This window comes from Oleiphilus sp. HI0061 (genome assembly GCF_001635675.1).
Genome location: NZ_LWFE01001368.1, coordinates 1 through 2,483, shown reverse-complemented (window position 1 = coordinate 2,483; position 2,483 = coordinate 1). Strand labels below are relative to the sequence as shown.

At 46.5% G+C, this 2,483-nt stretch carries 2 protein-coding genes and 1 pseudogene; all 3 read right to left on the bottom strand.

The genetic code is table 11. The features are described from left to right. Positions 1-358: 358 nt before the first annotated feature. Positions 359-1,105 (bottom strand): 3-oxoacyl-ACP reductase FabG, encoded by a 747-nt coding sequence (gene fabG / locus A3735_RS21625; RefSeq protein WP_068506760.1) that lies wholly within the window; start codon positions 1,103-1,105, stop codon positions 359-361. Between the two features lie 61 nt (positions 1,106-1,166). Next, positions 1,167-2,087 (bottom strand): ACP S-malonyltransferase, encoded by a 921-nt coding sequence (gene fabD, locus A3735_RS21620; RefSeq protein WP_068506762.1) that lies wholly within the window; start codon positions 2,085-2,087, stop codon positions 1,167-1,169. A gap of 86 nt (positions 2,088-2,173) precedes the next feature. Beyond that, positions 2,174-2,483: pseudogene (locus A3735_RS21615) on the bottom strand (phosphate acyltransferase); the annotation flags it as partial.

Here is a 2,483-nt window from a genome sequence, read left to right as displayed (position 1 = left end):
CCTAGCTATTGTCTGCTTCATTTATTCATGGCGATGTAGTCTAGATCAAAGCAATGATAGAGACAAGCAGCAAAACATCACTCTTTGATCTCAATCAGGCCACCAAAAAATAGTATTTCGGCCAAATACATGGGAACCACCATACCCTACCCTCATTCACGCAGTATTTTGAGAGGGAATCCATCCAAGTCTTAACCTTATGGCTCCCGGCTCAAACACTACCGGGATGACGAAAAGACTGATTCGGGGTACTACCGGAATAACAACAGGACAAATTCGAGATGCTACCGGAATAACAACAAGATTTATTCGAGATGCTACTGGAATAACAACAAGACTAATTCAGGATATTCCCGTTTTAGCCCATAAACATCCCACCGTTTACATGGATCGTTTCACCAGTAATATAACTTGCTTGCTGAGATGCCAAAAACCCTACTACCGAAGCCACTTCTTCGGGCTGCCCCAAGCGCTGCATCGGTATTGTCGCCAACATACTCGCTTTTACGGTATCGGAAAGCTCTTCTGTCATGCTCGTCTCAATGAAACCCGGGGCCACTGAGTTAACTGTAATGCCTCGCCCACTAATCTCTTTTGCCAAAGAGCGGCTAAAGCCCTCTATGCCTGCCTTGGCAGCACAATAGTTTGCCTGGCCTGCATTGCCCATTTGCGCAACAACAGAGCTAACGTTAATAATTCGTCCCCAGCGCGCCTTAGTCATGCCTCGGAGCGCTGCCTTTGAGACTCTGTAAATCGAGCTCAAGTTGGTGTTCAAGACATTATCCCAATCTTCTTCTTTCATACGCATCAACAAACCATCACGGGTAATGCCGGCGTTATTTACAACGATCAAAGGCGGACCATAAGCTTGAGTGACCTGTTTGATGCCTTCTGTGACCGACTCTGGGTCTGACACATCCATCTTAATGCCGTCACCGTCCAAGCCCCACTTTGAGAAATAATGCGAAATTGACGAGGCACCATCTTCTGTTGTGGCAGTACCAATAACCGTTAAGGACTCATCCATGGCCAACTCTTTAGCAATCGCCTGACCTATTCCACGGCTTGCGCCCGTGACTAACGCCACCTTCTTTTCCATTGCCATTTTCCTGTTCTTTATTTTGGTATTTTAACTTGGTGCGCACCGCGCACCCTATACAGCATGTTTAATCTGATAAACCGGAAACTACTTTTTCAAGACTACTCACGTCTGACATAGCCATAGTGTTAACCGTTTTATCAATTCGTTTATTTAAGCCCGCTAGCACCTTACCAGGACCACATTCAACGAAAGTGTCGGCACCTAGCTCAATCAGCTTAGTGACCGATTGTGACCAAAGTACGGGGCTATGCAAATGCGCCAATAAATTTGTCTTTAGCTCTTCCAGGTTTGTGGCTACCTGAGCATTCACATTTTGCACAATAGGAATACCGGGTTCTTTAAATGTCAGTTTCGACATTGCATTTGCCAACTCTTCACCTGCAGGCTGTAACAAGTCACAATGGCAAGGAACACTCACAGGAAGCTTCGCAGCGCGACGAGCGCCTTTTTCTTTTGCGATAGCCATCGCCCGGTCCAGCGCATCGGTCGCACCCGATATTACGATCTGACCAGGAGAGTTAAAGTTTGCCGGCGCAACAACTTGCCCTTGGGCTGCCTCTTTACAAGCCTCTTTAGCTTTATCATCATCAAGCCCCAAAAGAGCAACCATACCGCCCTCACCTAGAGGAACCGCTCCCTGCATAAGCTTACCACGAAGGTTAACGAGCTTAACCGTCTCTTCAAAATCCAGTACGCCGCTAGCGATCAAGGCCGTATATTCACCCAAGCTATGCCCACACACATAGTCTGGACGGATGTCAGAGTTTTCTATCCAGGTACGCCACATCGCAACACTTGCCGTTAATACAATAGGCTGAGTAATTTCCGTCTGGTTGATCTTATCTTCAGGCCCATTTAGCGCAATATCTTGAAGATCCTCTCCAATTGCTTCAGACGCTTCAGTAAAGGTTTTTACTGCTAATTCTGACTGCGCCAAGAGATCTGACATCATTCCAATTGACTGAGAACCTTGACCGGGAAACATAAAGACAGTTGTCACAAAATTCACCTTTTAGATAGTTTGACTTGGATATTCAAATAATTAGCGACGCATAGCCACCAAGACCAGCGCTATAGCAAAACCTTTTCCAGCTCGCTATTAATCAGCTCCGGCAGATTAGCTTCCGCCTCTTTATAGGCAAGATCAACCGCTTGCTCAAAAGACTTCGCATTAGCATGCCCGTGACTTTTAACCAAAACGCCTTGCAGACCAAGGAAGATAGCCCCATTGTGAGTGTCTGGGTCTAGCTGCTTCAATGTCTTTGCCAGCAAAGGCAGCATGAGACGACCCAGCAACTTCCGGTACCATGACTCTTTGAAAAAGTCTTTTATACCGGAAAGCAGAATTTTGGCAGCACCCTCAGCACTTTTTAGCGCCACA